General features: G+C 60.8%; 19 protein-coding genes and 2 tRNA genes. 16 read left to right on the plus strand and 5 right to left on the minus strand.

What is annotated here, in order from left to right:
• Positions 1–898 precede the first annotated feature (898 nt).
• Positions 899–1,042: a hypothetical protein gene (locus WC026_RS15500; protein ID WP_372711914.1), complete on the minus strand. Its 144-nt coding sequence runs from the start codon at positions 1,040–1,042 to the stop codon at positions 899–901.
• A 782-nt stretch (positions 1,043–1,824) separates the two neighbouring features.
• Here WC026_RS15500 and WC026_RS15505 point away from each other — a divergent pair.
• Positions 1,825–1,898, plus strand: a tRNA-Gly gene (locus tag WC026_RS15505).
• Positions 1,899–1,995: 97 nt separating this feature from the next.
• Here the strand turns inward: WC026_RS15505 and WC026_RS15510 are convergent.
• From WC026_RS15510 to WC026_RS15525, 4 genes are all read right to left on the minus strand, one after another.
• Positions 1,996–2,811, minus strand: a complete 816-nt coding sequence (locus WC026_RS15510) for a quinoprotein dehydrogenase-associated SoxYZ-like carrier (protein WP_372711915.1) — start codon at positions 2,809–2,811, stop codon at positions 1,996–1,998.
• 69 nt (positions 2,812–2,880) lie between these two features.
• Positions 2,881–3,498, minus strand: coding sequence for a response regulator (locus WC026_RS15515; protein WP_372711916.1), 618 nt, complete (start codon positions 3,496–3,498; stop codon positions 2,881–2,883).
• A gap of 130 nt (positions 3,499–3,628) precedes the next feature.
• Positions 3,629–3,961, minus strand: a complete 333-nt coding sequence (locus WC026_RS15520) for a polymer-forming cytoskeletal protein (protein WP_372711917.1) — start codon at positions 3,959–3,961, stop codon at positions 3,629–3,631.
• A gap of 225 nt (positions 3,962–4,186) precedes the next feature.
• Positions 4,187–5,752 carry a glucan biosynthesis protein gene (locus WC026_RS15525; protein ID WP_372711918.1) on the minus strand — a complete coding sequence of 522 codons (1,566 nt, stop codon included), beginning with the start codon at positions 5,750–5,752 and terminating at the stop codon, positions 4,187–4,189.
• A 317-nt stretch (positions 5,753–6,069) separates the two neighbouring features.
• Here WC026_RS15525 and WC026_RS15530 point away from each other — a divergent pair, with 317 nt between their 5' ends.
• The 15 genes from WC026_RS15530 to WC026_RS15600 all read left to right on the plus strand — a co-directional run.
• A complete protein-coding gene (locus WC026_RS15530; protein ID WP_372711919.1) occupies positions 6,070–6,453 on the plus strand; it encodes a YbjQ family protein in 384 nt (127 codons plus the stop codon).
• Positions 6,454–6,604: 151 nt separating this feature from the next.
• Positions 6,605–6,680: transfer RNA gene (locus WC026_RS15535), tRNA-Trp, on the plus strand.
• 93 nt (positions 6,681–6,773) lie between these two features.
• Positions 6,774–6,971: a preprotein translocase subunit SecE gene (gene secE / locus WC026_RS15540; RefSeq protein ID WP_372711920.1), complete on the plus strand. Its 198-nt coding sequence runs from the start codon at positions 6,774–6,776 to the stop codon at positions 6,969–6,971.
• Positions 6,972–7,023: 52 nt separating this feature from the next.
• Complete coding sequence (gene nusG / locus WC026_RS15545; protein ID WP_372711921.1) at positions 7,024–7,599, plus strand: transcription termination/antitermination protein NusG; 576 nt, start codon at positions 7,024–7,026, stop codon at positions 7,597–7,599.
• A 212-nt stretch (positions 7,600–7,811) separates the two neighbouring features.
• Entirely contained in the window at positions 7,812–8,258 is a 447-nt protein-coding gene (gene rplK / locus WC026_RS15550; protein ID WP_372711922.1) for a 50S ribosomal protein L11, read from the plus strand.
• A gap of 67 nt (positions 8,259–8,325) precedes the next feature.
• Complete coding sequence (gene rplA / locus WC026_RS15555) at positions 8,326–9,012, plus strand: 50S ribosomal protein L1 (RefSeq protein ID WP_372711929.1); 687 nt, start codon at positions 8,326–8,328, stop codon at positions 9,010–9,012.
• Positions 9,013–9,343: 331 nt separating this feature from the next.
• Positions 9,344–9,862: a 50S ribosomal protein L10 gene (rplJ, locus tag WC026_RS15560; RefSeq protein ID WP_372711923.1), complete on the plus strand. Its 519-nt coding sequence runs from the start codon at positions 9,344–9,346 to the stop codon at positions 9,860–9,862.
• 112 nt (positions 9,863–9,974) lie between these two features.
• Positions 9,975–10,346, plus strand: coding sequence for a 50S ribosomal protein L7/L12 (gene rplL / locus WC026_RS15565; RefSeq protein ID WP_372711924.1), 372 nt, complete (start codon positions 9,975–9,977; stop codon positions 10,344–10,346).
• A 279-nt stretch (positions 10,347–10,625) separates the two neighbouring features.
• A complete protein-coding gene (gene rpoB, locus WC026_RS15570) occupies positions 10,626–14,783 on the plus strand; it encodes a DNA-directed RNA polymerase subunit beta (RefSeq protein ID WP_372711925.1) in 4,158 nt (1,385 codons plus the stop codon).
• A gap of 164 nt (positions 14,784–14,947) precedes the next feature.
• Positions 14,948–19,171 (plus strand): DNA-directed RNA polymerase subunit beta', encoded by a 4,224-nt coding sequence (gene rpoC / locus WC026_RS15575; RefSeq protein WP_372711930.1) that lies wholly within the window; start codon positions 14,948–14,950, stop codon positions 19,169–19,171.
• Between the two features lie 487 nt (positions 19,172–19,658).
• Positions 19,659–20,030, plus strand: a complete 372-nt coding sequence (gene rpsL / locus WC026_RS15580; protein WP_013215041.1) for a 30S ribosomal protein S12 — start codon at positions 19,659–19,661, stop codon at positions 20,028–20,030.
• Positions 20,031–20,098: 68 nt separating this feature from the next.
• Positions 20,099–20,569, plus strand: a complete 471-nt coding sequence (gene rpsG, locus WC026_RS15585) for a 30S ribosomal protein S7 (RefSeq protein WP_372711926.1) — start codon at positions 20,099–20,101, stop codon at positions 20,567–20,569.
• 30 nt (positions 20,570–20,599) lie between these two features.
• Positions 20,600–22,690, plus strand: coding sequence for an elongation factor G (fusA, locus tag WC026_RS15590; RefSeq protein ID WP_372711927.1), 2,091 nt, complete (start codon positions 20,600–20,602; stop codon positions 22,688–22,690).
• A gap of 115 nt (positions 22,691–22,805) precedes the next feature.
• Positions 22,806–24,014 carry an elongation factor Tu gene (tuf, locus tag WC026_RS15595; RefSeq protein WP_372711928.1) on the plus strand — a complete coding sequence of 403 codons (1,209 nt, stop codon included), beginning with the start codon at positions 22,806–22,808 and terminating at the stop codon, positions 24,012–24,014.
• A gap of 57 nt (positions 24,015–24,071) precedes the next feature.
• Positions 24,072–24,229: 30S ribosomal protein S10 (locus tag WC026_RS15600; protein ID WP_372711931.1), on the plus strand; the 158-nt coding region annotated here is incomplete at its 3' end.

Below are 24,229 nucleotides of genomic sequence, written 5' to 3' on the forward strand. Positions count from 1 at the left end.
CCTGCTTCATCCCCGCCCTCGCGCCGACGCAGGCACAGGGCTCCAATCTGCCGCACTTTTAGTCCGGCGCGGCCGAACAAATCAGCCGCTTCTGTGAGGGATTATTGCTCCGGCTTTTACACGGCTTCGGGCCGGAAGATATATCGCTCCTCACTGAAATTTTCGAAAGTGTCTGGAGCGAGGTCAAATCAGACACGTACCGCAATGAAGCGGATGTCTCGGTTTGCCGTGAGCGATTGGCTTCGATAGTGATTGCGTTGGCATCGCAACGTACGCTGGACGTTCCCGACAAATTCAGAGAGCTGGTGCGACTGACCTATATCGAGCGATCTCCATGGTCCTTATCCGATACCGGGTGCGGAAGCGGACCGGCATGGTCGAAAGCCATTCCAAGGTCTCGCATGTCAATCCAAGCGTCACAGCCCGGGCAGCGAACGAAATGATCGGCTTCTCTCGGGTGGCCAGTTTTTCGGCTGCCCGATGAATGCCGCGACGGATATGGCGACGCTCTTCGGACATTGATCATCGGCAGAAAAAACACCCCAGCGGGAGGGGACTGGGGTGTTTGAAAGACCGGGGCCAGGAGAGGGGGATTCCTGGCTGCGATAGGGTCCGGCCAGCGCTCGTGGGGTCGCATAACCGGATGCAACACCAACGCCGTGTTTCGAAAAAAGTTTCACGCCGAGCAGTGAAAAATAAAAGACCCGGCGCAGGCGAGCACCGGCGGCCCGCTGCCTATCCGCCGGCCGTCTTCCAGTTCGCGGCATTCGCAGGTCGGAACGAATAGGCCACGCGCTTCTTCCTTGTTGACGCCGGGCAGCTTCCGCAGCTCCTCGAAGAAGCGATCGCGCGATCCAATCCGAAATCCGCTTCCCGCTGCGAACCGGTGCGCGAGTTCTCAAAGATCGATCGTTGCGATCAGTTCGCCCTGGCCCCGGCCAATCTGCTCAAGGCCGAATTCCAGAATCCAGATGCGAAACCGCATGGCGGCCTCGGCGTCGGGGATGACGGGAGCGGGGAGCGCCCGATGAGGGGTCGCCAAGGGTCGCCACTCGATCGGGAGCGCCTTGGCAGACCTCTGCAACCTGTCCTTGCCAAGGACACGCCGACCCTTGGCGACCCTTCCGGCGCTTACCGGTAAACTTCTTACCGGTAAGCCGGGTTTTCGCGTTACCGGTAAGCCCGACGCACTCGTTGGCGACCCCTTGGCGACCCCCCTCGGGAGGCCCGGAATCATTGATGCTGTTTGGCCGGCGACCCGTGGCGACCCCCTCAGTGCTTGGCATCGGCCCTTGGCGGTCTGCCGACCCCCGTTGGCAAGCCGTTGCTTTGTCGAGATGAATTACCGGCAGCGTTTTTGCCGACCCCTTACCGGTAAGCGCCTTGGCACGCTGCGTGCTGATCGCAGGTTGTCTGGAGAAAAGCCGTTTGACCCGCTCGCCGAACGCAACGGCCTTCAGCGGAATCGACATGCAACCCGACGTCGTCGCGACAACGGCTCGAACGAGCACCGCCAATGCCGCCAGCACGACGGCAAAGACCATAAACAGCAGAATGTATTCGGCGGTAGGGTCGAGCATTCTATCCGAAGCGAAGTGGTGGCTTCGGATTCTCAGCTTAATTCGGGGAGCATGCAAGGCGCGGCGAGGCTTCTGCACACCCTTAAGAACGAAGCTGTCTGAGACTGCGATTGGCCGCAGAACGTTCTCAAACCGCTTCGGGACAAGTTCGGGAGTCCTTTCTCCCGTTTCGCATCTTGTTCCCGTTTCAGCCCGTTGCTAGAACCGCCGAAGCATGGCAGAAAGCCCAGCCTTCACGGCCCTAGCGGGTGTAGCTCAATGGTAGAGCAGCAGCCTTCCAAGCTGAATACGTGGGTTCGATTCCCATCACCCGCTCCATAACTTTGCGCCAGCCGCCCACTTACGGAACGCTGCAACGGTCTCGCATCCGCGTCGAGGTCGCACGGAAAGCGTGCTCATGTGGGATCTCAGACCCCTAGGACGGGCTTCCGGAGCGGCCGGAGAATTTGCTTCCACCGGTGTCCTCGGCGGTGACTTCAAGTGAATCATTCGCTCCGGCCGAATAGCTGAACCGGAAATTTGGGTCTTCGCTGATCGAGATGCCGCCTTCCATTGCGAAGACGAGCTTGCCTCCTGCTGTCACGGACAGATGCGAGATGAAGCGCGCAGGCGGGTAGCCGCCTGAAATCTGGTCGATTGCGAGGCCCGAAATATTCGGATGCCGCAACATGACCTCGCCGAGGCCGGACTTGCCGGCGGTTGCCGTGGCGGTCCTGATGCGCATCTTGCCGATGGATTTCGCGGCCTCCTCCGCGTCGCGGCTTGCCGGGGCGGAGCAGCCGCCGGAGGCTTTGACGAACGTCTTCGTCATATAGAATTTGCCGTCCGAGCTTTCCGCGACGGCGCGCACGAACGTGTAGCGATCGACACGAATGCGCGTCGCCAGGATGCGCTGTCCGCTCCCCGCCGCTTCTCCATACGTGAATGTTGCGACGATCGGGGCCGGGTTCTCGTCGACGACGAGCGTCAGCGATTTGATCTTGTCCGCAAGCTCAGGCGTCAGACGGATCGTGATCGGAACGACAGCGGCATCTTCCGCGCGCTCCGGAGCTTCGAGCGACAGGAAGCCCTTGCCGTCGATCATTTCCTGTTGGCCAAAGGTGTCCTTTCGGATGCTCGTCCAGGCGGCTTCATTGTCCGGGTTTGACTCCTCGGCGCTGGCGCCTGCCGGAAGCAGCAAGGATAGAACCGCGATGGTCATCGCAAAGAGACTGTAGATTGGGCGTGACATGCGACACTCCTGTGTTTCGGGACGGAGTGGAGGATCACGCGCTGCCACCGACAGCGTGCTGCTCCGAGGCTAGTCTCCGACGTTTGTCTTGACGGCGATCGCAATCATTTCAGCGGTGGTGCGGGCATTGAGTTTCTGCCGGATCGAGAGACAGTCGGTTGCCACCGATTTCGTCGAAATGTTCAAATCTTTCGCGATCTCCGACTGGTGGCGGCCGGCCGTCAGCAGCTTCAGGACATTCTTTTCGCGCTTCGTCAGGCGCGGCCCCTTGTCGGGAACGGCGCGCATGAGCGCGACCCGCTGCAGAAGCTCGTCCGAAAGCCAGCTCTCGCCTCTGCAGACAGCTTCGATCGCACTCAGGAGATCAGCCGACCGGCCGTTCTTGCTGACAAAGCCATGAGCGCCGCAGTCGATCGCCTGCATGGCCATGGGCGCTTCTTCGGCGACCGAAAAAACGATGATTTTCGTTCGCGGCCATCGCCGGCTCATTTCACGGATGAAGTCGATGCCGGAGCCATCCGGCAGATGCAGGTCGATGACGACGACATCCAGCGCGCGATCTTTTAGAATTCGCCGGCCCTCGGCAAGAGTGGCCGCGTCATGGAACGTGACGTCCGCGCGATCCGCAAAAAGCTGACGGCACCCGGATACGACGATCGGGTGATCTTCGATAATAAGAATTTCCATACGACGAGTCTGCATTACTCAACGGGTTTTAGTTGGCTCGTGCGGCAGATCAATCGGCGTGGTTATGGAAGTCTGGCAATTTCGCTTGCCAGGGCTTTGCAATCCTCGCGTCGGGGCGACCGCGCGAGAGTTACGCGAGTTCCAAGGGAGCGGCGTGGCGGCGCGAGTTGCCTTCGAACAGGCATCCGTCTTCCACGGATAAGTGCTTGTGAAAAATATTCGCGGCGACTGCCGACGACGGCTTCAACGTGATGTGGGTCGCGAAGATTTCGCCCGAGACTTCGCCAAGGATGGTCACGCGGTCGGCCTTGATCGTGCCGTCGACGATGCCGCGCTCTCCGACGGTCAGCGTCATGCAGCTAACGTCACCGAGGACGGTGCCCTCAATGACGACAGGGCCGGGAAAATCGATGTTCTCCCGGATGCGAACCTTGGGCGGAATGGAAAATACGCGATAGGACATGCGACACCGGTTATGCGGAGTGCGTCTGGGATGAGGTGTAGCCCGACGCCACACAGCGTCGCGTCATTCGATGGCAACAATTGGGCTCGCGTGCGGTTGATCGCAGCTAATTCGCGGGATGGTGAAAGCCATCTCGGTCTGAGTTGCACCGAGGCGAGGGACGAGGCTTCGAGGCAACGTCATTCCGCCGTCGCGTGACACCCACGGCGTTCGAGCACGCAGTCGTTACGGAAACGCCTGGTAGATCCAGGTTTCGCTCAGCACGACGCCGTCTTTTTGCAGGAATGCGCGCAGGTCGGCTTCCCGTCCGTCGAGGTCGGACAGATCGAACATCATGCGCCAGCGCTTGGTGCCGACAACGGGAAAAGCCTCGACGCCGGTGATCTTGCCGCGCGTGGTCGTCACGACGGTGTGCGTGCCGCCGAAGCGGGTCTGCTCTTCGAGAACCTTGCCTTCGACGTCGATCATGAATTTGCGCGCGCCGGGCTTGGTGTGCCGGAGATCGAGGTCGCGTCCGCCAAGACCGCCGAGGCCAATGCGCGTCGCGACGATGCGGCCGACATCACCCGTCGGCGGGCCATCGACGCCCCAGTAGAGACGATATTTCGCGTTGATGACCGTGCCTTGAACGATCTTCTCCTCAGGCGTCCAGAACGCAACCATGTTGTCTTCGGTCTCGTTCGTCGTCGGCAATTGGACGAGATTGACGGAGCCTTTGCCCCAGGCGTTGAGCGGTTCGACCCACATGCTCGGGCGGCGGTCGTAGAACAGACTGTCGTCCTGATAGTTCTCGAAGTTGCGGTCGCGCTGAACGAGGCCGAAGCCTTTCGGATTGTCGTCGGAGAAGCTGTTGGTGACGATGCGCGGCGGATTGGCGACCGGACGCCAGATGCGTTCGCCCGTGCCCGTCCACAATGAGAGACCGTCGCAGTCGTGCACTTCAGGTCGCCAGTCGCCGCGGAAGTGAGCCGAGTTCTCACCGTACCAGAACATGCCGGTCAAAGGTGCAATGCCAAGAAAATCGACCGGCGCGCGGAAATTGAGTTCGCATTCGACGTCCTGCAAGGCGCCGCCCTGGCCGCCCTGGATGCGGCGGCTGTCCATGCGATAGGCGCCGGTCACGCTCTGGCTTTCGAGCAGGGCGTAGATCGTCATGCCGGCGCCGTTCTGCTCCAGCCAGAAGGATGTGAAGCGCGGAAATTCTTCCGGTCGCCCGGTGTTGATCGCCAGGCCGCGCGCCGATCCGCCGTACTGATCGTTGGGGTCGGATGCACGGAAGTACGATGCGCCGAGATAGGAGAGCCAGTCGCTGACGCCGCCGCGGCTCATCAGGCGGAAACCGGCGAAGCCGGCCGACTTCAAGGTCCGGAGCGGGTGATCGGCGGGCATGTTGAAAAGGTCGGGCGTGTAGACGATCTGCTGCGCCTGTCCGTTTTCGACGACGTAGATGCTGACGGGCTCGGCATAGAACCGCCCTTGCGGGAAGAGGCGGACCTTCTGCGCCCCCGGGACGTCGTGCCAAAGCTCCATGTCGGGCTTGTAGATCGCTTGCGCGAACGTATCGAACGTCATGTCCCGCAGAGGATCGGTCGCGGACGGTTTCGGAGGCGGCGTGTATGCGGTTTTCGCCAGTTCCTTCGCCCGTATCTTGAGATCATCGAAGGAGAAGGGCTCCGCATTGCCAAGCGCCATGGCGCCGACGGAGGCGGCTCGCGCAGGGAGCGCCCATCCGGCGACGGATGCGGCCAAGGCTCCGGAAAGAACATCGCGACGATGAGGTGTGAATGTCATGGCGCTGGCTTTGAACGAATAATCAGGGCGGGATTTAGTCGTCGTCGGGACGGTAACTACTCGAAGGCGGCGGGGAGCCTCCGCTTATGTGGGCACGGAAGCTGATAGCGTAAGGCGGGACGACGACAAAGCCCCCTTCGCGAATTGCCCGCGTTGTTGCAACGCGATTTTTGCAAGTTGGAGTTCGCGAACGAGCGGGAATATCTGCCTTGACGACCCAGGCATTGCAACTTCGGCGGTCGCCAATCAAAGCCTCTTGCAGTAGGTTGCGCTCTGCCTGCGCCATTCTCCCTGCGGGCCAAAAACGGGGGATTTTCATGCTGGTCGTGACGACGAACGAAATTCAGGGCTACCGCGTCGTGCGCCATCTCGGTCTGGTTCGGGGCCTGACAGTGCGTTCGCGCAGCGTCGTCGGCAATCTCGGCGCCGCGATTCAGATTTTTTTCGGCGGCAATATCTCCGTGTACACCAAGCTCGCGGAGCAGGCGCGGCAGGAAGCCTTCGATTTGCTGGTCGAGCACGCGCAAAGCATGGGCGCCAACGCAGTGATCGCCATGCGGTACGACGCGAACGAGATCGCCGCTGCCGTGACCGAGGTGCTGGCCTACGGTTCGGCCGTCGTGGTCGAGCCCGTCTCCGGCGCAGCGCAGCCTTCAGCAGGTGCTTCCGCCGATACTCCCGGCCCTTGGGCGGGCCGCTGACAAGGCTTGGCGTCCGAGATCCTCGTGCTGATTAGGCCGTCCGAGACAAAAAAGCTTGCGGGTGGGGCTGACAACGCCGAAGACATCAGTTAAGGAAACACGCCCCGAAAGAGGCTGCGCGACGCCCGGGCTTTTGCTCGCGTCGGGTTTAAGGGGTGTAGCTCAATTGGTAGAGCGTCGGTCTCCAAAACCGAAGGTCGGGGGTTCGAGACCCTCCGCCCCTGCCAGCCTCAGCTAGGTCTGATCTGCCGACCAGCCCGGTCGAAAAACGATGGGGCTGGAGCGGCACGTTGTCGCATCTGCGCATAGAAAGCACTTTAATGGCGAAGTTCAACCCCATAACCTTTATTCAGGAAGTTCGGCAGGAAGTCTCCAAGGTCACCTGGCCGAAGTGGAAAGAGGTGTGGATCACGACTTTGATGGTGCTCATCATGGTCGCGCTCGCCTCTATTTTCTTTTTGCTCGTCGATCAGGTGTTGAGCCACGTCGTGCGCTTCGTTCTTGGGGTGGGCAGTTGAGCATCAACTCTCGTTTTTTGGCTTGAGTGACCGCGCAAGAGGGCGTTTGAGAATGGTTGTCGCGCAAGATCGCGAAGAAAAAAAGTCGGTGGCCGGAACGCGCTGGTACATCGTCCACGCCTATACGAATTTCGAGCGCAAGGTCGCCGATGCCATCCGCGAGCGTGCGAAGGCGGGTGGTCTTGAAGATCTCTTCGAAGAGATCGTCGTGCCGACCGAAGAGGTCGTCGAGGTCAAGCGCGGCCGGAAGATTCCGACCGAGCGCAAGTTTCTGCCGGGCTACGTGCTCGTCAAGATGAAGATGACCGATCAGGCGTTCGTGATGATCAAGAACACGCCGAAGGTCACGGGATTTCTCGGCGCCGACAACAAACCGATGCCGATTCCCGAGGATGAGGCGTTGCGCATCCTCAACCAAGTGAAGGAAGGCGTCGAGCGGCCGCGTCCGACGATCACTTTCGAGATCGGCGAGAACGTCAAGGTTGCCGACGGTCCGTTCGCATCGTTCACGGGTGTCGTCGAGGACGTCGACGAGGAGCGGTCGCGGGTCAAGGTCGCGGTGTCGATCTTCGGGCGGCCGACGCCGGTCGAACTTGAATTCGGGCAGGTCGAAAAGATTGCAAGTTAAAGGGCGACGTCCCGACGGTGGTTGCCGGGGTGTCGTGCGTGCGTTGAGAATTCCGGTGCTTTAGGCATCGGAGAACCGCGCCGGGGTTTCGGTTCTGGAGCGGTGATGTGCGGGAGGGCAGGCTTCGCGACAAGCGATCCAGTCCGTTGAACCGCTAACCCTGAGCGTAACGCCCAACTGGCGTATTCACGCTCTAATGAGTGAAGGGGACTATGGCGAAGAAAGTCGATGGCTTTATCAATCTACAGGTACCGGCAGGCGCGGCGAATCCGTCGCCGCCAATCGGTCCCGCGCTTGGCCAGCGCGGCGTTAACATCATGGAATTCTGCAAGGCCTTCAACGCTAAGACGAAGGACCTGGAGCAGGGTACGCCGATCCCGGTGAAGATCACGGTCTACTCCGACCGCTCCTTCACGTTCGAGATGCGTAATCCGCCCGCAACATTTTTGATCAAGAAGGCCGCAGGCCTTCGTCCGACCGGCAAGGGTGGCACGGGCTCCAAGGAGCCGGGTCGCGCTGTCGCCGGACAGGTAACGATTGCGCAGCTGAGAGAGATTGCCAAGGGCAAGCTCAAGGACATGAACACCGACGATATCGATGCTGCCGCCCGCACGCTTGCGGGCAGCGCGCGTTCGATGGGTCTCAAGGTGGTGGAGTAGTCCGATGGCAAAAGCTCAAATCAGCGCCGAGAAGATCAAGGAAACGCGCGAAGCCGGCGGTAAGCGCATGCTCACCGTCAAGCAGGGCCTTGCCGCGGGCAAGTCGTACGATGTCGACGAAGCCGTGAAGATCCTGAAGGATCGCGCCAAGGCAAAATTTGACGAGACGATCGAAGTCGCCGTCAATCTTGGCGTCGATCCCAAGCACGCCGACCAGATGGTGCGTGGCGTCTGCAATCTGCCAAACGGTTCAGGTCGCACGTCGCGCGTCGCCGTCTTCGCGAAGGGTGCGAAGGCTGACGAAGCCAAGGCCGCCGGCGCCGATATTGTCGGCGCGGAAGACCTGGTCGAGATCGTCTCGAAGGGCACGATCAACTTCGATCGCTGCATCGCGACGCCCGACATGATGGGTCTCGTCGGCCGCCTCGGCAAAGTGTTGGGCCCGCGCGGTCTAATGCCGAACCCGCGCGTCGGAACGGTGACCATGGACGTCACGACCGCCGTCAAGGGCGCGAAGGGTGGTTCCGTCGAGTTCCGTGTCGAAAAGGCGGGCATCGTTCACGCCGGCATCGGCAAGGCGAGCTTCTCGCAAGAGGCGCTCGTTCAGAACATCAAGGCGTTCGTCGATGCGGTCATCAAGGCCAAGCCGACGGGCTCCAAGGGCACGTACCTGAAGAAAGTGTCGGTGTCGTCGACGATGGGGCCTGGCCTCAAGCTCGACACGTCGACCGTTTCGTCGGGACCCGTCGTCTAAGATTATCAAGAATTCCGGGGCAACCCGGAAAACCCGAACCGGGGCTCGTCGAGCTTCGGTTCGAAACTGTCCGAGACTGTAGGTGCCAACCAGTTCGCTGGGCGGCCGAAATCTCTCAAGACCGAGAGAGCCTGCATGAGACAGAAGTGGATCGGATTTGAGGCGCACGCCTTGCATTCGGTTTGAACCTTCTGGGTCAGCACCGTGCCGCCGTTCGAGCGGTCCACGGGAACGAGGACAGACCAACGTCGCCCGCTCCGCACGCGGACAGGGCGGCAAGGTGCAACCCGCGGAGCTTCGCGAATGAAGCTTCGCAGCAAGGAGACGAGACGTGGATAGAGCCGCGAAACGTGAGCTCATCGACCATCTCCATGCCGAGCTGAAAAGCACCGGCGTGGTTGTGATCGCCCACAACACCGGCCTCGTGGCCGCTCAATCCGCAGACTTCCGCAAGCGCGTCAAAGACGCTGGCGGCTCTGTGAAAGTGGCCAAGAACAAGCTGGCGCAGCTCGCGCTCAAGGATACCGACGCCGAACAGCTTTCGGGCTTATTGAAGGGGCCGACCATTCTGGCCTTCTCAAAAGATCCGATCGCAGCGGCGAAGGCTGCCGTCACGTATGCCAAGGGTAACGATAAGCTCGTGATCCTCGGCGGCGCGATGGGCAAGACCATCCTCGACGCGAACGGCGTGAAAGCGCTCGCCGACCTGCCATCGCTTGATGAACTGCGCGCCAAGCTCATTGGCCTTCTCAACGCTCCGGCGACCAAAATCGCCCGGACCGTCAAGGAGCCGGGAGCCCAGCTTGCTCGTGTCATTCAGGCCAAGGCAGCACAAGGCGAGGCCGCATAGCTGGCCAGGACAAGTTGTGGGGCGCTTGAGCCCGCAAACGCAAACGCAGCGAAAGCCCTGAAATAGGGTGCTGCAACTCAACCTCTAGGTTCAAACCGGAAGGACACTATATATGTCTAAGATCGAGAAAATCGTTGATGACCTGTCGAGCCTCACCGTGCTCGAAGCGGCCGAACTCGCGAAGATGCTGGAAGAGAAGTGGGGCGTTTCGGCTGCGGCCGCAGTCGCCGTCGCCGCTCCGGCTGGCGCCGCCGCCGCGCCTGTTGAAGAGCAGACCGAGTTCACCGTTATCCTGAAGTCAGGTGGCGACAAGAAGATCAACGTCATCAAGGAAGTTCGCGCCATCACGGGCCTCGGCCTGAAGGAAGCGAAAGACCTCGTCGAGGCCGGCGGCAAGACCGTGAAGGAAAGCGTCTCCAAGGACGAAGCCGCCAAGCTGAAGAAACAGCTCGAAGATCAAGGCGCCGTCGTCGAAGTCAAGTAATCAAACATCGACACCGGCCGGGCCGCTCCCGGTCGGTGTTGATGTCTGCGCATACCGCGTCTTTCGGCCAGCTCTCCGGAGGAGAGTCGGAAGGCGCAAACGGAAAACGGCTTTCCGGAGGGCCTGAGGTTCAAGCAACCTCGGAAAAGGGCCCTCCGGTGAACCGTTTTAAACCGGCCCTCGTGGCGGCCGGCTCGCGAAACGCGAGTCGCCATGAGTGACCGGAATGAATTTGGATCGCGGGGCCTCCCCCGCATACGAGAGCACGAAGGGACCGACATGGCTCAAACCCTCACAAGCCGCAAACGCCTCCGCAAACAATTTGGTTCGATCGGCGAAGTCGCTGAGATGCCGAATCTCATCGAGGTTCAGAAAGCATCCTACGACGACTTTCTGATGGTCAAGGAACCGCCGGGCGGCAGGTCGGACGATTTCGGCTTGCAGTCGGTGTTCAGGGGCGTGTTTCCAATTTCGGATTTCGCCGGCAAGTCGACGCTCGAATTTGTCAGCTATGAATTCGAGCCGCCGAAATTCGATACCGACGAATGCATGCAGCGCGACATGACCTATGCGGCGCCGCTCAAGGTGAAGCTGCGCCTCATCGTGTTTGATATCAACGAAGAGACGGGATCCAAGTCGATCAAGGACGTCAAGGAGCAGGACGTCTATATGGGCGACATGCCGCTCATGACGTTGAACGGCACCTTCATCATCAACGGCACCGAGCGCGTGATCGTTTCGCAGATGCACCGTTCGCCGGGCGTCTTCTTCGACCACGATCGCGGCAAAACCCACTCGTCGGGCAAGCTGTTGTTCGCGGCTCGCATCATCCCGTATCGCGGTTCGTGGCTTGATTTCGAATTCGACGCCAAGGACAACGTCTATGTGCGTATCGATCGTCGCCGCAAGTTGCCGGTGACGACGATGCTGTATGCGCTGGGCCTCGACGACGAGGAAATCCTGTCGCACTTCTACAAGCACATTCCGATCAAGGAATCGAAGCGCGGCTGGAAAATGCCGTATCTGCCGGAAAAATTCCGCGGCGTTACTCCGCAATCCGACATCGCCGACGCAAAGACCGGCGAAGTGATCGCACGCGCCGGCGAGAAGATTACGGCACGCCGCTCGCGCGAACTTGCCGAAAGCGGCGTCAAGGAAATCCTGATCTCGGCGGAAGATCTCGCCGGGCGCTTCATCGCCGAAGACATCGTCGATCTCGAGACCGGCAAGATCTTCGCGGAAGCGGGTAACGAACTCGATGCCGATCTCCTCGCCGAACTCAAAGAGCAGAAGGTCAGGGATTTCCATATCCTCGACATCGACTACATCAACATCGGCCCCTTCATCCGCAACACGCTGAACATCGACAAGAACGCCAATCAGCAGGAAGCGCTGATGGACATCTACCGTGTCATGCGTCCGGGTGAACCGCCGACCATCGAAGCGGCGACCAACCTGTTCCACGGCCTGTTCTTCGATCCGGAACGTTTTGACCTCTCGGCCGTCGGCCGGGTGAAGATGAACATGCGCCTCGAACTCGATGCGCCGGATACGATGCGCGTACTCCGCAGGGACGACATCCTCGCGGTCGTGAAGACGCTTGTCGATCTCAGAGACGGTAAGGGCGAGATCGACGACATCGACCATCTCGGCAATCGCCGCGTGCGGTCGGTCGGCGAGCTGATGGAAAATCAGTATCGCGTCGGTCTTCTGCGCATGGAGCGCGCCATCAAGGAGCGCATGTCGTCGGTCGATATCGACACCGTGATGCCTCAGGACCTGATCAACGCGAAGCCGGCGGCCGCCGCCGTGCGCGAGTTCTTCGGCTCCTCGCAGCTGTCGCAGTTCATGGACCAGACGAATCCGTTGTCGGAAATCACCCACAAGCGCCGTCTCTCGGCACTTGGACCGGGCGGTCTGACGCGTGAGCGCGCGGGCTTCGAAGTTCGCGACGTGCATCCGACGCACTACGGCCGCATCTGCCCGATCGAGACGCCGGAAGGTCCGAACATCGGCCTCATCAACTCGCTCGCGACGTTCGCGCGCGTCAACAAGTATGGCTTCATCGAGAGCCCGTATCGCAAGGTCGTCAACAGCCGCGTGACGAACGACGTCGTCTACCTCTCCGCCATGGAAGAGATGCGCCATCACGTGGCGCAGGCGAATGCCGAGATCGATGCGAAAGGTAAGATGACGGAAGACCTCGTCACGATCCGCCACAACGGCGACGTGATGCTCGTCCCGACGGACAAGGTCGACTACATCGACGTGTCGCCGAAGCAGCTTGTCTCGGTCGCCGCGGCGCTGATCCCGTTCCTCGAGAACGACGACGCCAACCGCGCACTGATGGGCTCCAACATGCAGCGTCAGGCCGTGCCGCTGATCAAGGCGGAAGCGCCGCTGGTCGGCACCGGCATGGAAGAGCGCGTTGCCCATGACTCCGGCGCCGCGATCGCCGCTCGCCGTACCGGCATCGTCGATCAGGTCGATGCGACCCGTATCGTTATCCGCGCAACGGAAGAGCAGGACCCGTCGAAGCCGGGCGTCGACATCTATCGTCTGCGCAAGTTCCAGCGCTCGAACCAGAACACCTGCATCAACCAGCGGCCGCTGATCAACGTCGGCGACCATGTGCGGGCGGGCGAGATCATCGCCGACGGTCCGTCGACCGAACTCGGCGAACTGGCACTGGGCAAGAACGTGCTCGTCGCGTTCATGCCGTGGATGGGCTACAACTTCGAAGACTCGATTTTGATGAACGAGCGCGTCGTCTCCGAGGATGTGTTCACCTCGATCCACATCGAGGAATTCGAGGTGATGGCGCGCGATACGAAGCTCGGGCCTGAGGAAATCACGCGCGATATTCCGAACGTCTCGGAAGAAGCGCTGAAGAACCTCGACGAAGCGGGCATCGTCTACATCGGCGCCGAGGTCCATCCGGGCGACATCCTCGTCGGCAAGATCACGCCGAAGGGCGAGAGCCCGATGACGCCGGAAGAGAAGCTGCTTCGCGCCATCTTCGGCGAGAAGGCGTCCGACGTTCGCGATACGTCGCTCAGATTGCCGCCAGGCGTTGCCGGAACGATCGTCGAAGTGCGCGTCTTCAACCGCCACGGCGTCGAGAAAGACGAGCGCGCGATGGCGATCGAGCGCGAGGAAATTGAACGCCTCGCGAAGGACCGCGACGACGAGCTGCAAATTCTCGACCGCAACGTCTACGCGCGCCTCAAGGACGCGTTGATGGGCAAGGAAGTCGCAAAGGGTCCGAAGGGCGCGCGCAAAGGCACGACCATCGACACCGTGATCCTCGATGACATTCCGCGCAGCCAGTGGTGGGAAATCGGCCTTGCCAACGAGAAGGCGCAGGCCGAAGTCGAAGCCATTCAGAAGCAGTACGAAGACGCGAAGAAGGGCCTGGGCCTTCGCTTCGCCGATAAGGTCGACAAGCTGCAGCGCGGCGACGAGATGCCTCCCGGCGTCATGAAGATGGTCAAGGTCTTCGTCGCCGTGAAGCGCAAGATCCAGCCAGGCGACAAGATGGCCGGCCGTCACGGCAACAAGGGCGTCGTGTCGATGATCGTTCCGTCGGAAGACATGCCGTTCCTCGAGGACGGTACGCCGGTCGACGTCGTTCTGAACCCGCTCGGCGTGCCGAGCCGCATGAACGTCGGACAGATCCTCGAAACGCACATGGGCTGGGCTTGCCGCGGTCTCGGCCGTCTGATCGATGAAGCGCTGCATCAGTACCACGAGAGCGGGCAGGCGAAGGCGCTGCGCGACCAGATGACGAAGGTCTATGGCACCGGTGAGATCAAGGCGTCGATGAAGGACGAGGAACTCGCCGGCATCGCCGAGAACCTCAGAACCGGCGTGCCGATCGCGACGCCGGTCTTCGACGGCGCGCGCGAGAAGGACATTGTCGAGATGCTGGAAATGGCAGGCTTCGACACCTCGGGTCAGGTGACGCTGTTCGACGGACGCTCGGGCGAACCGTTCGATCGGAAAGTCACCGTCGGCTACAAGTACGTCCTGAAGTTGCACCATCTCGTCGACGACAAGATCCACGCCCGGTCGATCGGACCGTACTCGCTCGTCACTCAGCAGCCGCTCGGTGGCAAGGCGCAGTTCGGCGGTCAGCGTTTCGGCGAAATGGAGGTCTGGGCGCTCGAAGCTTATGGCGCCGCCTACACGCTGCAGGAAATGCTGACGGTGAAGTCCGACGACGTGGCGGGCCGCACCAAGGTCTACGAGGCGATCGTCCGAGGCGACGATGCTTTCGAAGCCGGTGTTCCGGAAAGCTTCAACGTGCTGGTCAAGGAAATGCGTGCGCTCGGCCTCAATGTCGAGCTCGTCAACACCGAGGTGCCACCACCGGAGGCCGAGGAAGCGGTCGAACCGGAAGCGCCTCTGGCACAGCTGCCGCCGGCAGCCGAGTAACACGATCCCACCCTCTTTCCGCGTGCCGGGAAGAGGGACGGGGTGAGGGGCAGCCTCATGTGATGAAGCTGCCGCCCCTCACCCGAACCCTCTCTCCGTAAGACCGGGCGAGGGCCTGAAAATTCCACGGGAACGGCCACCCCTCCGGTCCCTCGAGGAGACAGCTGATGAACGAAATTTCCAATATCTTTAAAGCGCAGGCTCCTGTTCCGACGTTCGACCAGATCCGCATCTCGATCGCCTCGCCCGAGGATATCCTTTCCTGGTCTTTCGGTGAGATCAAGAAGCCCGAGACGATCAACTACCGCACGTTCAAGCCCGAGCGCGACGGCCTCTTCTGCGCGCGCATTTTCGGACCGATCAAGGACTACGAATGCTTGTGCGGCAAGTACAAGCGCATGAAGTACAAAGGCCTGATCTGCGAAAAGTGCGGCGTCGAGGTGACGCTTGCGAAGGTGCGCCGCGAGCGCATGGGCCACATCGAGCTTGCGGCGCCTGTCGCACACATCTGGTTCCTGAAGTCGCTGCCGTCGCGCATCGGCCTGCTCATGGATATGGCGCTCAAGGATCTCGAGCGCGTTCTCTATTTCGAAAACTACGTCGTCATCGAGCCGGGCACGACGCCGTTTCAGGAGAAGCAGCTCCTGTCGGAAGAGCAGTACAACCAGGCGATCGATGAATATGGCGCCGACACGTTCACGGCCGGCATCGGCGCGGAAGCGATCCGTGAGCTGCTGTCCGCGATGGATCTGCCCAAGATCGCGGTCCATCTGCGCCAGGAAATCGCGGAAGCGACGACGGAGCTGAAGCCGAAGAAACTCGGCAAGCGCCTGAAGGTCATCGAAGCGTTCATGGAGAGTGGCAATCGTCCCGAATGGATGATCCTGACGCAGGTTCCGGTCATCCCGCCGGAACTGCGTCCGCTCGTTCCGCTCGACGGCGGCCGCTTCGCGACCTCCGACCTCAACGATCTCTATCGCCGCGTCATCAACCGCAACAATCGCTTGAAGCGGCTCATGGAGCTGCGCGCTCCGGACATCATCATTCGCAACGAGAAGCGCATGCTTCAGGAAGCGGTCGATGCGCTGTTCGACAACGGCCGCCGCGGCCGCGTCATCACCGGCGCCAACAAGCGTCCGCTGAAGTCCTTGGCCGACATGCTGAAGGGCAAGCAGGGCCGCTTCCGCCAGAACCTGCTCGGCAAGCGCGTCGACTATTCGGGCCGTTCGGTCATCGTCGTCGGTCCGGAACTCAAGCTGCATCAGTGCGGCCTGCCGAAGAAGATGGCGCTCGAGCTGTTCAAGCCGTTCATCTACGCGCGCCTGCAGACGCTTGGCCAGGCAGCGACCGTGAAGCAGGCGAAGAAGCTCGTTGAAAAAGAGAAGCCGGAAGTCTGGGACGTCCTCGACGAGGTCATCCGCGAGCATCCGGTGATGCTGAACCGCGCGCCGACGCTGCACCGTCTCGGCATTCAGGCGTTCGAGCCACAACTGATCGAAGGCAAGGCGATCCAGCTTCACCCGCTGGTGTGCGCGGCGTTCAACGCCGACTTCGACGGCGACCAGATGGCCGTGCACGTTCCGCTGTCGCTCGAAGCGCAGCTCGAAGCGCGCGTCCTGATGATGTCGACGAACAACATTCTGCATCCGGCGAACGGTCTGCCGATCATCGTGCCGTCGCAGGATATCGTGCTCGGTCTCTACTACCTGTCCATGCAGCGCGACAACGAGCCGGGCGAAGGCATGAAGCTTGGCTCGATCAACGAGGTGCTGCACGCGCTTGAATCGAAGTCCGTAACGCTCCACGCCAAGGTCAAGGGCCGTTTCATCACCAAGAACGCCGAAGGCGAGACTGTGATGGAAATCCACGATACGACACCGGGTCGGATGCTCCTCGCCGAGCATTTGCCGAGGATGCCGGGCATGTCGTTCTCTATGGCGAACCAGCTTCTGACGAAGAAGAATATCTCCGGTCTGATCGACGCGGTCTACCGTAACTGCGGTCAGAAGGAGACGGTGATCTTCTGCGACCGCATCATGGCGCTGGGCTTCCACCATGCGTTCAAGGCCGGCATCTCGTTCGGCAAGGACGACATGCAAATTCCCGACAGCAAGGAAAAGATCGTCGAGAAGACCAACGTCGAAGTTCGCGACTTCGAGCAGCAGTATCAGGACGGCCTGATTACGCAGCTCGAGAAGTACAACAAGGTCGTCGACGCGTGGTCGCGTTGCACCGACCAGATCGCGAAGGAAATGATGGATCGCATTTCAGCGGTCCAGAAGGACCCAAAGACCGGCCGCGACCGGCCGATCAATTCGGTCTACATGATGAGCCATTCGGGTGCGCGCGGTTCGCCGGCGCAGATGAAGCAGCTCGCCGGCATGCGCGGCTTGATGACCAAGCCTTCGGGCGAAATCATCGAGACGCCGATCATCTCGAACTTCAAGGAAGGTCTTTCCGTTCTCGAGTACTTCAACTCGACGCACGGCGCCCGCAAGGGTCTGGCCGACACGGCCTTGAAGACGGCGAACTCCGGCTACCTGACGCGGCGTCTCGTCGACGTCGCGCAGGACGCGATCATCTCGGAAGTCGATTGCGGAACCGATGCAGGCATCAACGTGCAGGCCGTCGTCGACGCCGGTCAGGTTATCGTGTCGCTCGCGGCGCGTGTGCTCGGCCGTACGGCTGCCGAAGACATCAAGCATCCGGTGTCGGGTGAGGTTCTCGTTGCGAATGGCGAACTGATCGAGGAGCGTCACGCCGAAGCGATCGCGAAGTCGGAAATTCAGGAAATCCGCATCCGGTCGGTCCTGACCTGCGAAACGATCAGCGGCGTTTGCGCCAAGTGCTATGGCCGCGACCTCGCGCGCGGCACGCCCGTCAACATCGGTGAAGCTGTCGGCGTCATCGCCGCGCAGTCGATCGGTGAGCCGGGCACGCAGCTCACGATGCGCACGTTCCACATCGGCGGTACGGCGAACCTCGTCGACTCGTCGTTCATCGAGTCCAACTTCAACGGCACGGTGAAGCTCAAGAACCGCGCCATCGCGAAGGACTCGAAGGGCCAGAACGTCGCGATGAGCCGCATCATGTCGGTCATCATCGTCGACCAGTCCGGCAAGGAGCTCGCGACCCATAAGATCACGTACGGCGCCCGCATCTTCGTCGACGAGGACGATACCGTGAAGCGCGGCACCAAGATCGCGCAGTGGGACCCCTACACCCGTCCGATTCTGTCGGAAGCCAACGGCTCGGTCGACTTCGAGGATTTGATCGAAGGCGCATCGGTCCGCGAACAGACCGACGAAATGAAGGGTACGTCCAACCGCGTTATCGTCGATTGGCGGGCCACTCCGCGGGGCGCCGAGCTGAAACCGGCGATCGTGATCAAGGACTCCAAAGGCAAGCCGATCAAGGTCGCGCGTGGCGGCGATGCGCGCTATCTGCTGTCGGTCGAGGCCGTGCTTTCGGTCGATCGCGGCGCCGAGGTGAAGGCGGGCGACGTGCTCGCTCGTATTCCGACGGCGTCGGCGAAATCGGGCGACATCACGGGCGGTCTGCCGCGTGTTGCGGAACTCTTCGAAGCGCGGCGTCCCAAGGATCACGCGATCCTGGCGGATATCTCGGGCACCATTGAGTTCGGCAAGGACTACAAGAACAAGCAGCGCATCACGATCAAGCCGGATGATGAGTCGGCCGAGCCCGTCGAATACCTGATTCCGCGCGGCAAGAGCCTGGCCGTCCAGCCCGGCGACCGCGTCGAGCGTGGCGATTTCGTCTACGACGGTAATCCCGCCCCGCACGACATCCTGGCGATCAAGGGCGTCGAAGAACTCGCGAACTACCTGATCAACGAGATCCAGGATGTTTACCGGCTCCAGGGCGTTACGATCAACGACAAGCACATCGAGGTGATCGTTCGCCAGATGCTGCAGAAGGTCGAGATCACGGACGCCGGCGAGACGGAGCTCATCAAGGGCGAGCAGCTCGACAGGGTTGAATACGACGAGATCAACGCGGCGGCTCAGAAGGCCGGCAAGCGGGCGGCGTCGGCAATGCCTGTCCTGCTCGGCATCACGAAGGCTTCGCTGCAGACGCGCTCCTTCATCTCGGCGGCATCCTTCCAGGAGACGACGCGCGTATTGACCGACGCCGCCGTCAACGGCAAGTCGGATACGCTCGAGGGCCTGAAGGAGAATGTCATCGTCGGCCGTCTGATCCCGGCCGGTACGGGCGGCATGCTGCGCCAGCTCCGCAAGGTCGCGGCGCAGCGCGACGACCTGATCGCGAAAGAGAAGGCGAAGTCGGGCAACCTGCCTTCGCCCGATGGCGCGTCGGGTCCGGCCGCACGGCGCCGACGCCGTCCGCAGGAAGAGGCCGCAGAGTAGGCGCGGCTTCGACCAGAATAACGCTTTTCGTTCGAACGGCCGCCTCTTTCGGAGGCGGCCGTTTTTGTTTGATTGCGTTGGGACTGAATCAAAGCTGCGAGAAACCGCGCGCTTAAATTTACGTTGCTCTGCCGGCAGTAAATTCTGCGGGCAGACAACCGGTCGCAGGTTTTATTTGCCCGTTTCGGCGTGAACGGGCGAAAATAATCTCATTCGATGCCGGCCGGGCTGTTGACCAATATTGCTGGTGGATATATAGCTCCGCCCACTCTCACGGAAGGTGGTAGGTCGTCCGGCGCTTTTAGCGCCATTTTGGGCCTAAACGCTCCCGTCTATAAAGCAGAGCATATCGACGGGCCACGATCTGCCACCTGAAGAGGCGGCACGATCCTCTGGTTTTTTCATGCCGGGGGCGATTTTCGCACCTGGCAGGTTTGCTTGGCGCATTCCCATTCGGGGATGAGCCATGAGGTTCAGGATTGGGCGAATGCCGACGATACAACAGTTGATCCGTAAGCCGCGCGTGAAGCCGGTCTATCGCGAGAAATCGCGCCACATGGAAGCCTGCCCGCAGAAGCGGGGCGTCTGCACGCGCGTTTACACAACGACACCGAAGAAGCCGAACTCGGCGCTTCGTAAGGTTGCCAAGATCCGGCTGACAAACGGCTTTGAAGTCATCGGCTATATCCCGGGTGAAGGTCATAACCTTCAGGAGCACTCCGTGGTGCTCATTCGTGGCGGCCGCGTGAAAGACTTGCCGGGCGTTCGCTATCACATCGTCCGTGGCGTGCTCGATACGCAGGGCGTTGCGGCTCGCCGTCAGCGGCGTTCGAAATACGGTGCGAAGCGGCCGAAGTAATTGGTCGATGTTTCGGGTCGGATCATCTGGCCCACCACACACAGAATTGAAGCGAAGGGCCAGTCAGGATGTCTCGTCGTCACGCGGCGCAAAAGCGGGAAGTGATCCCGGATCCGAAGTTCAGCGACCTTGTCGTCACCAAGTTCATGAATGCGGTGATGGAGCACGGCAAGAAGTCGGTCGCCGAGCGCATGGTTTATGGCGCATTCGAAAAGATGGAGCAGAAGGGAAAATCGAACCCGCTCGATCTTTTCAAGCAGGCGCTTGAGAACGTCATGCCGGCCGTTGAGGTTCGCTCTCGTCGCGTCGGCGGCGCCACCTATCAGGTGCCGGTCGAAGTGCGTAACGAGCGCCGTCAGGCTCTCGCGATCCGCTGGCTCATCGCCGCGGCCCGTTCGCGCAACGAGTCGACGCTGATCGACAAGCTTTCGGGCGAATTGCTCGACGCTGCGAACAATCGCGGCACTGCCGTTAAGAAGCGGGAAGACACGCACAAGATGGCGGAAGCCAATCGCGCCTTTTCGCACTACCGCTGGTAGGACAAGAACCAAGGACTTTCGAGGCACCCAATGGCCCGACAATACGCAATCGAGGACTACCGCAATTTCGGCATCATGGCTCACATTGATGCTGGGAAAACCACGACTACGGAGCGCGTCCTCTATTTCACCGGCAAGTCCTACAAGATCGGCGAAGTCCATGACGGCGCCGCGACGATGGACTTTATGGATCAGGAAGCCGAGCGCGGTATCACGATCACGTCCGCTGCAACGACCTGTTTCTGGCCCGGCCGCGACGGCCGCAAGCGCCGTCTGAACATCATCGACACTCCAGGTCATGTCGACTTCACGATCGAAGTCGAGCGTTCTCTGCGCGTGCTCGACGGCGCCGTGTGTGTTCTCGACTCCAACCAGGGCGTCGAGCCTCAGACGGAAACGGTCTGGCGTCAGGGCGACAAGTACAATGTTCCGCGCATCATCTTCTCCAACAAGATGGATAAGACCGGCGCTGATTTCTACATGTGCCTCGCCGACATCAAGGACAAGCTCGGCGCACGCGCTGTGCCGCTGCAGATTCCGATCGGCGCTGAGTCGAATTTCCGCGGCGTCGTTGATCTCATTCGTATGGTTGCCATCACCTGGGACGGCGATGGCAAAGAAGCCGTGATGAGCGAAGGGCCGATCCCGGCCGATCTCGCCGACAAGGCTGCGGAATTTCGCGCCGCGCTGATCGAAGCCGCGGTGGAGATGGACGATACCGCTCTCGAGGCCTTCCTCGATGGCAAAGAGCCCGATGAAGATACTTTGCGGAAGCTCATCCGCAAGGCCACGGTGACGCGCGCCTTCTATCCTATGATGTGCGGCTCGGCCTTTAAGAACAAGGGCGTGCAGCCGCTGCTCGACGCCGTCGTCGACTTCCTGCCGTCGCCACTCGATCGCGAAGCCTATACCGGCATCGATCCGAAGACTGATTTGGAAATTCTTCGTAAGCCCTCGGACTCCGAGCCGCTGTCGATGATCGCTTTCAAGATCATGAGCTTCGAACACGTTGGTTCGATCACGTTCTGCCGCATCTACTCGGGCAAGCTCGAGCAGGGCATGGCGCTCGCGAACACGACGCGCGACAAGAAAGAACGCGCCGGCCGCATGTACCTCATGCACGCTGCTGACCGCGAAGAAATTAAAGAAGCTTTCGCTGGCGATATCGTTGCTCTTCAGGGCCTTAAGGATACGCGCACGGGCGAAACGCTTAGCGATCCGTCGAAGCCGGTCATTCTCGAGAAGATGGATTTTCCGAACCCGGTTATCGAAATGAAGGTCGAGCCGAAGACGAAGGCCGATCAGGAAAAGATGGCGATCGCGCTTCACACGCTCGCTCTCGAAGACCCGTCGTTCCGCGTTTCGGTCGATCCGGAATCGGGAGAGACGATCCTCAAGGGTATGGGCGAGCTTCATCTCGATATTAAGGTCGATATTCTGAAGCGCACCTACGGCGTCGAGGCCAACACGGGCGCCCCGCAGGTCGCCTATCGCGAGACGCTCGCGCGTTCGACCGACATCGACTACACACATAAAAAGCAGACGGGCGGCACGGGTCAGTTCGCGCGCGTCAAGCTGAAGCTCGAACCGAACGAGACGGGCAAGGGCAACGAGTTCCTGACGACGATCGTCGGTGGTTCTATTCCGAAGGAATACATTCCGGGCGTCGAGAAGGGCGTCAATTCGGTTTGGGACAGCGGCATGCTCATCGGCTTCCCGATGGTCGACATGAAGGTCACCCTTTATGACGGCGCGTTCCACGAAGTGGACTCGTCGGCAATCGCCTTCGAAATCGCCACGCGTTCCGCGATGAAGGAAGGCTGCGAAAAGGCCGGCGTGAAGCTGCTTGAGCCGATCATGGATGTCGAAGTCGTCTCGCCGCAGGATTTCGTCGGTGGCGTCATCGGCGACATCAATTCCCGGCGCGGCCAGATCCGTAACCAGGAAATGCGCGGAAACGCGGTCGTCATTCGCGCCTACGTCCCTCTTGCGAATATGTTCGGCTACATCAACACACTGCGCTCGATGTCGACAGGCCGCGCGCAGTACACGATGCAGTTCGCGCATTATGCGGAAGTTCCGCGCAACGTGGCGGAAGAGGTCAAGGCCAAGTACGCCTGATAAGAATTTGGGCTCGGCCGGCGGGATTGCCCGCCAACGAGTTCGAAGAAACGAAGCTTGAATGCCCGGATCGGAAGATTGCGGGACCAGATAGTAAGACTGAGGAGAGCCAACGATGGCGAAGGCAAAATTCGAGCGGAACAAGCCGCACTGCAACGTCGGCACGATTGGACACGTCGACCATGGTAAGACGACGCTGACCGCAGCGTTGACGAAAGTCTCGGCCGATCGCGGCTGGACGTCGACGTCGATCGCATATGACGAAGTTGCGAAAGCCTCTGAGTCCCAGGGTCGTCGCGACCCGACGAAGATTCTGACGATCGCCACCTCGCACGTCGAATATGCGACGCCGAACCGTCACTACGCACACGTGGACTGCCCAGGCCACGCCGACTACGTCAAGAACATGATCACGGGCGCCGCCCAGATGGACGGCGCGATCCTCGTCGTCTCGGCCGTCGACGGCCCGATGCCGCAGACGCGCGAGCACATTCTTCTCGCCCGCCAGGTTGGCGTGCCGAAGATCGTCGTGTTCCTGAACAAGTGCGACATCGTCGAAGACGAAGAGCTTCTCGACCTCGTCGAAATGGAAGTTCGTGAGCTTCTCTCGAAGTACAACTTCCCTGGCGACGACACCCCGGTCATTCGCGGCGCCGCCGTCAAGGCGCTCAACGGTGAGAAGGGCCCGCTCGCCGACGAAGCCATCCTCAAGCTCTATGAGGCGATGGACACCTTCATCCCGATTCCGGAGCGTCCGAAGGATCAGCCCTTCCTGATGCCGATCGAAGACGTGTTCTCGATCTCGGGCCGCGGCACGGTCGTCACCGGCCGTATCGAGCGCGGCGTCATCAAGGTTGGCGAAGAAGTCGAAATCGTCGGCATCCGCGACACGCAGAAGTCGGTCGTCACGGGCGTCGAAATGTTCCGCAAGCTGCTCGACTCGGGCGAGGCTGGCGACAACGTGGGCTGCCTGCTGCGCGGTATCGACAAGGAAGCCGTCGAGCGCGGCCAGGTTCTCTGCAAGCCGGGCTCTGTCAAGCCGCACAAGAAGTTCTCGGCCGAGGCGTACATCCTGAACAAGGAAGAGGGTGGCCGTCACACGCCGTTCTTCACGAACTATCGTCCGCAGTTTTACTTCCGCACGACCGACGTCACGGGCACCGTCAAGCTCGCCGAAGGTACGGAAATGGTCATGCCGGGCGACAACGTCTCGGTGACCGTCGAGCTCGTCTCGCCGATCGCCATGGAAGAGAAAGTACGCTTCGCAATTCGCGAAGGCGGCCGCACCGTCGGTGCCGGCGTCGTCACGAAAATCATCGAGTAGGGGTTTTCCTTCTCCCTGCCGTAACCGCGGCGGGGAGGGGGAGAGTGGAGCAAAGCAATGCACGGCCAAAACATCCGCATCCGGCTCAAGGCGTTCGATCATCGTATTCTCGATGCATCGACCCGTGAGATCGTGAATACGGCTAAACGTACCGGTGCTGAGGTTCGTGGTCCGATTCCGCTACCGACCCGCATTGAGCGTTTTACGGTCAACCG

The organism is Hyphomicrobium sp., from assembly GCF_041674905.1.
Taxonomy (GTDB): Bacteria; Pseudomonadota; Alphaproteobacteria; order Rhizobiales; family Hyphomicrobiaceae; genus Hyphomicrobium_B.